The 5,911-nt window shown below is 72.9% G+C and carries 5 protein-coding genes and 2 pseudogenes; 1 reads left to right on the top strand and 6 read right to left on the bottom strand.

The annotated features are described in order from the left end of the window. Positions 1-42 precede the first annotated feature (42 nt). The 4 genes from I5E_RS27035 to uriH are packed head-to-tail and all read right to left on the bottom strand — an operon-like array spanning position 43 to position 3,700. Positions 43-366 (bottom strand): hypothetical protein, encoded by a 324-nt coding sequence (locus I5E_RS27035; RefSeq protein WP_022907577.1) that lies wholly within the window; start codon positions 364-366, stop codon positions 43-45. 50 nt (positions 367-416) lie between these two features. Then, complete coding sequence (locus I5E_RS14230; protein WP_022907576.1) at positions 417-1,274, bottom strand: ribokinase; 858 nt, start codon at positions 1,272-1,274, stop codon at positions 417-419. Then, positions 1,271-2,695 (bottom strand): uridine transporter UriT, encoded by a 1,425-nt coding sequence (gene uriT / locus I5E_RS14225; RefSeq protein ID WP_022907575.1) that lies wholly within the window; start codon positions 2,693-2,695, stop codon positions 1,271-1,273. The genes I5E_RS14230 and uriT overlap by 4 nt, the downstream gene beginning before the upstream one ends. A gap of 6 nt (positions 2,696-2,701) precedes the next feature. After that, on the bottom strand, positions 2,702-3,700 hold the full coding sequence (gene uriH, locus I5E_RS14220) for a uridine-preferring nucleoside hydrolase UriH (protein WP_022907574.1): 999 nt from the start codon (positions 3,698-3,700) through the stop codon (positions 2,702-2,704). A 176-nt stretch (positions 3,701-3,876) separates the two neighbouring features. On the opposite strand from uriH, the gene I5E_RS14215 reads away from it, so the two are divergent. After that, on the top strand, positions 3,877-4,875 hold the full coding sequence (locus I5E_RS14215; protein ID WP_261974952.1) for a LacI family DNA-binding transcriptional regulator: 999 nt from the start codon (positions 3,877-3,879) through the stop codon (positions 4,873-4,875). 177 nt (positions 4,876-5,052) lie between these two features. Here the strand turns inward: I5E_RS14215 and I5E_RS14210 are convergent. Both I5E_RS14210 and I5E_RS14205 read right to left on the bottom strand, forming a co-directional pair. Beyond that, a pseudogene (locus I5E_RS14210) lies at positions 5,053-5,772 on the bottom strand (MFS transporter); the annotation flags it as partial. Continuing rightward, positions 5,745-5,911: pseudogene (locus tag I5E_RS14205) on the bottom strand (fumarylacetoacetate hydrolase family protein); the annotation flags it as partial. The pseudogenes I5E_RS14205 and I5E_RS14210, both read right to left, overlap by 28 nt.

Below are 5,911 nucleotides of genomic sequence, written 5' to 3'. Positions count from 1 at the left end.
GCGGCACGAGCAGGTCCGCACGCAGCTGATGCACTCGTTCGGCTACTTCGAGACGGAGTCGAGCCACCACGCGAGCGAGTACGTGCCGTACTTCCGCAAGGACCCGGAGACGGTGCTCGAGTACATCCCGGAGCGGGCGAGCATGTCCTCGCACCCGCGGTCCTCGGCGACGCGGACGGCGTCGGCGACGAACGACGTCAGGGCGTCGACGCCCGCCTGGGTCACCGCGCCGGCGTCGTCGAGGTGCTCGGCCAGACGCAGCGGCTGCTTGAACGACGACGCCGGCAGCGGGGCCGCCCCGCCGTGAGCGTCCACCACGAGCAGGTGGCCGGTGTTGGACCCGATGTCGAGGACTCCCACGCGCATGCCACAACGCTAGTGGCCCGGGCCGACTGGAACGGCCCGGGAGGCGCGCCTCACCGCGCCAGGAACGCCTCGAGTTCCGCGGTGGTCGGGTACGACGCCTGCGCGCCCGCCTTCGTCGCGGCGTACGCCCCGACACCGACCGCGAACCGCGCGGCCTCGACGAGCGGGTCGCCCGCGGCGAGGCGGAGCGCCACCGCCCCCATGAACGCGTCCCCGCAGCCCGTGGTGTCCACCGGCTCGACCCGCACGGCGTCGATCGACACCGGCTCGGCGTCGCCGTCGTGCACGACGCAGCCCGAACCACCCCGGGTCACGATCGACCGTCGGACGCCGTGCCCCCCGAGTTCGGCGGCCTCGTGCTCGTTGACGAGCAGGACGTCGGTCAGCTCGAGCAGCTCCGCCGGGACGGCACCGAACGGGGACAGGTTCGTGAGCACCGTGACCCCGGCGGCGTGCGCTGCGCGGGCGGCGGCGAGGACGACGTCGACCGAGACCTCGAGGCAGAGACCGAGCACGCCGGCACCGTCGAGGGCATCGGCGGGGACGTCGTCCGGGGTCAGCGTGCCGTTCGCGCCGGCGGAGATCACGATGGTGTTCTCCCCTGCGCCGTCGACCGTGATGACGGCCGTGCCGGTGGCGACGCCCTCCCGGACCGCGACGTGCGTCGTGTCGACACCCGCCGCCGCGACGGAGTCGCGCAGCAGTCGACCGTTCCCGTCGTCGCCGACCGCACCGATCATGCGCACGGTGCCCCCGAGCCTCCCGGCTGCCACCGCCTGGTTGGCGGACTTGCCTCCAGGCAGGATCGCGAGGTCGGACCCCTGGAGGGTCTCACCGGGCTTCGGGAAGCGCTCCGTGCGGACCACCAGGTCCGCGTTGAGGCTGCCGACGACGACGATGCCGGTCATGCGGCGACTCCTGTCTCGGCCGAGGCCGGGCGCGGGATGAGGAAGGACGTGGCGAGTGCCGCGCAGGTGATCACGGCACCGAGCAGCATGCCACCGGAGTACCCGGCGGTGCCCGCGGACCCGCCGGTCCCGAGCGCGATCTGGAGCGCCGGGAGCACGGCGAAGCTGATGCCGGCACCGAGGTTGAAGGCACCCGCGTTCAGGCCGGGCAGGAAGCCGGGGTTCGACTCCGGCGAGAGGACGATGCCGAGGCCGTTCAGGATGATGTTCGCGATGCCCGCGTAGGTGATGCCGATCAGGACCGTCGCCGCGACGAGCACGGGCAGCGAGTGCACGCCGACGAACGCCATGACGAGCGTCGCGACGATGCTCCCGACCAGGCCGACACGCAGCACAGCGCGGTAGCCGAGCGTCGGCGCGAGCCGACCGGCGAACGGACCGACGATCCAGCCGACCAGCGCGTACGGGGTGAGGAACGCGAGCGAGGCGAGGTCCGCCTCCATCCCGAAGCCGGCGTCCGGGTTCTGCGCGAGGCTCGTGACCAGTCCGTTCACGACCGCGAACACACCCGTCATCGTGAGCAGTGTCGTCACGAGGAGCGCCCAGGTCCCGCGGCGCTTGAGGAACCGCGTCTCGACGAGCGGCTCGCGCACCCGCGACTCGACCGCCCAGAAGACCCCGAAGGCGACGAGCGCAACGACGATGCCGCCCACCACGAGCCCCCAGTTCGCGGCGGCGAGCTTGCCCGCCTCGTTGAACGCGGTGAGCAGGGCGCCGACGCTGACGACCAACGGGAGCACACCCCACCAGTCCATCCGGGTGCCGGCGGACGGCTTCGACTCCACACCCCACACGGCGACCATGAGCGCGGCCACGACGGTGACGACCGCGATGACCCAGAAGATCCCGCGGAACCCGAAGTGGGTCGCGATCCAGCCGCCGGCGAGGGCGTCGACGCCCGCGATGCCGCCGTTCACCGCGGTGAGGAGGCCGAGCGCGGCGCCGTAGCGCTTCGGGTCGGCGATCTCGTTGCGGAGGATGAGCAGGCCGATCGGGACGACCGGGCCGGTGACGCCCTGGATCATGCGCCCCGCGAAGAGCATCGGCACGTTCACGGCGAGCGCTGCGACGACGCTGCCGACGAGCATCACGGCGAGCATGCCGAGCAGCACGCGCTTGCGGCCGACGATGTCGGACAGGCGCGGGAGGAACAGCGAGAACAGCGCGGCCAGGGTGAAGAACAGCGTCTGCGAGAGCCCGATGGTGGCGTCGTCGGTGCGCAGCTCGCGGGCCATCGTCACGAGCGCCGGGCTGAGCATGCTCGCGTTGAGCTGGAACGCGACGCAGGCGGCGAGGAGCGCGGCGGTCAGGGCAGCGATGGACTGCTTCGAGGTGGTCGACTTCGTCGTCGAGGTGGTCATGGTGTGTCAGTGCTCCGTCGGTGCTGCGGTGGTGGTGGCCGGACGCGGGGTCCATCCGGTGTCGGGGGTCTCGCCGATGCGCTCGAGGGCGTCGACGACGAGGTCCCAGAAGCGGCCGTGGTCGAGCTCGAGTGCGGCGCTCGTGCGGCAGCCCTCCGGCGCGGGCTGGCGGAAGTCGGCCACGGTCATGCCGAGGGTGTGCACGCCCTGCGTCTCGATCGTGATCGGCACCTTCACGGCGCGGACGACGGTCGGGTCGATGACGTACGCGACGGCGCACGGGTCGTGCACGGGCGGGGCGTCGAAGCCCTGGGCGTCCTTGTACGTCTGGCCGAAGAAGTCGAGCAGCTCGCCGACGAACGCGGCCGGGGCGGTGCCGACGGCGGCGATGCGCGCGGCGACCTCGGGGGTGGCGAGCGCCTGGTGCGTGAGGTCCAGGCCGACCATCACGACGTCCCAGCCGGCGCTGAAGACGATGTCCGCGGCCTCGGGGTCGATGACGATGTTGAACTCGGCGACGGGGCTCCAGTTGCCGACGTGCACGCCGCCGCCCATCAGCACGACCTGCTTGACGCGCTCGACGATGCGGGGTTCCCTGCGGGCCGCGAGGGCGATGTTCGTCAGGCCGCCGGTCGGCACCAGGGTCACGGTGCCGGGTTCGTGGGCCATGACGGTCTCGATGATGAGGTCGACCGCGTGCCGCTCGTCGAGCGCGAAGGACGGCTCCGGGAGCATCGGCCCGTCGAGCCCGCTCTCGCCGTGGATGTCTCCTGCGACCTCGATCTCGCGGAGCAGGGGGCGCTCGGAGCCGGCGGCGAACGGCACCCCGGTGATCCCGGCGATCCGGGCGACGGCGAGGGCGTTCCGCGTGACCTTCGGGAGCGTCTGGTTGCCGACGACGGTGGTCACGGCGAGGAGCTCGATGTCGGGATTGCCGTGGGCCAGCAGCATCGCGACGGCGTCGTCGTGGCCGGGGTCACAGTCGAGGATGATCTTCTCGGGCACGCGGGGCGCTCCACTTCTTCGGGGACGAGGTCGGTGGCTCGACGAGGTGGGGATCCGCGGGAGGATCAGCTCCCGCGGCACGTCAAGCGTTTGACATGCAAACACGTCAAGCGTTTGACGTCAAGTCGACTGGGGCGCCTCCGTGTCGGGACCGCTCCGCTCGGTAGCATCGACGCGTGCCAGCCCCCGCCACCTCCGGCCGTCGCGTGACCGCAGCGATGGTGGCCGAGCGCGCGGGGACGAGCATCGCCACGGTGTCACTCGTCGTGAACGGCAAGGACCGCGGCCGGGTCTCGGTGCCGATCGCGACACGGGTCCGCGACGCCGTCGACGAACTCGGCTACGTCGTCGACCACGCCGCCAGCTCGCTCGCGCGGGGCAGCGGCGACCTCGTCGTCCTGATCGCCCCCGACCTGTCGAACCCGTTCTTCGCCGAGGTCATCCGCGGCGTGCGCGACACGGTGGGCGACCGGTTCCAGCTCGTGCTCTCCGTCACCGAGCGCGGCGCCCAGCCCGTCGCCGCCGACGTCCGACGGTTCGAGCGACTGCGACCGGCGGGGATCCTCGTGGACGCCCCCGCCGCCGCCGAGCCGATGACCGCGACCGTCCCCGTCGTCCTCCTCGACGCCCCGGGTGGCGACGAAGCCGTCAACTACGACCTCTCCCCGGGCGTCCACGAGCTCGTCGCCCACCTGCGTGAGCGCGGGCACCGGCGGGTCGGTTACCTCGACGGGACCTCGCGCGCGGCGACGTTCGGCGTCCGCCGGGAGCTGTTCGAGCAGGCGTGCGCGGCGGCCGGCATCGCGGTGTCCGAGGTCACGGCCCGCGCCGACCTGACGGTGGACGCCGCTGCGTCGGCGACGGAGCACGTCATCGAGGCGTGGCAGGACGACGCGGTCACGGCGGTCGTCGCCGCGGCCGACACCCTGGCGTACGGGGTGCTCCGGGTCGCCGGGCGGCTCGGCATCGCCGTCCCCGAGGACCTCGCCGTCGCCGGCTTCGACGACCTGCCGTCGTCGTCGGTCACCGCGCCGGCGCTGACGAGCGTCGCACTGCCGGGCGCCGACCTCGGCCGGGCCGCGGCGCTGCGGCTGCTCGCCACGCTCGACGGCACCGCGCCCGAGGCCGCGGTCCTGCCCACCCACCTGGTCCGGCGCGCGAGCACGGGCGCGTAGCGCCCGCCGCAGGCGCGGCGCGCGCCGCCCGGCCCGGAACGATCTCACGCGCGGACCGACACCTCACGCGCCGTTCGTGGCGTGGATCGTCGGTGCGCGCGTGAGGCCGTCACCACAGACCGGACGGGAGGCGCGGTGCGANCTGNCACCGCGCCTCCCGTCCCCGTGTGCTGGCGGTCAGCGCCCCGAACGGTCCGAACCGGCGTCCGCAGGCTCGGGCTCGGGCTCCGGCTCGGGCTCGGTGGCGCCAACCGTGTGCCCCGCACGCTGCGCGCGCTCGAGCTCGTCGGCCTCGGCGCCGCCGACGGCCTCGCCACGGGCGACCATGCCGGCCGTGTCGGACAGCGTGATCTGCGGCAGGAACAGTGCGAGCAGGAACGCCACCGCGATGAACGGCAGCAGGTACCAGAACACCGGCGCCAGCGAGTCGGCGTACGCGTTCACGATCCCGTCCTGCACCGCCTCGGGGAGCTTCGCCACCGTCGCCGGGTCGATGCTGCCCGCCGACGACGCCGCGTCGGTCGCCGAGCCGCCGGCGCCCCGGAACACGTCCGTGAGCGACGTCGTGAGCCGCGCGGTGAAGAGCGCACCGAACACGGCGGTGCCGAGGGAGGCGCCGACCTCGCGGAAGTAGTTGTTCGTCGAGGTCGCTGTCCCGACCTGCTCGGCCGGCACCGCGTTCTGCGCCACGAGGACGACCACCTGCATGATGAGGCCGAGCCCCGCACCGAAGACGAACAGGTAGGCGCAGATGAGCCAGATCGGGGTGTCCGCCGCGAGCTGGGTCATGGCGAGCATCGCGAGGGCGACCAGGACCGTCCCGACGATCGGGAACATCCGGTAGCGGCCGGTCTTCGTGATCAGGGTGCCGGACGCGACGTCTCGCACGACTTGCCCTTGTCCCACTGCCCGCCGCGCTCGAGCTGGAACGCCCGCTCGGAGACGTCGTTGGCGATGGCGTACCCGGCGATGTGCGCCGCGGCCTCGTCCTCGGACGCGCAGTACCTGGCCGTCGTGCCGATCACGATCGCGAGTT

This window comes from Curtobacterium sp. B18, assembly GCF_000333375.1.
GTDB lineage: Bacteria > Actinomycetota > Actinomycetes > Actinomycetales > Microbacteriaceae > Curtobacterium.
The sequence above is the reverse complement of the archived record's forward strand: the minus strand, read 5'-3'. Positions and strand labels throughout refer to the sequence as shown.

Bases quoted from the DNA above. Each gene is read 5' to 3' on its own strand.
- I5E_RS27035 (WP_022907577.1), bottom strand. From the start codon at position 366: ATGCGCGTGGGAGTCCTCGACATCGGGTCCAACACCGGCCACCTGCTC.
- uriT (WP_022907575.1), bottom strand. From the start codon at position 2,695: ATGACCACCTCGACGACGAAGTCGACCACCTCGAAGCAGTCCATCGCT.
- I5E_RS14230 (WP_022907576.1), bottom strand. From the start codon at position 1,274: ATGACCGGCATCGTCGTCGTCGGCAGCCTCAACGCGGACCTGGTGGTC.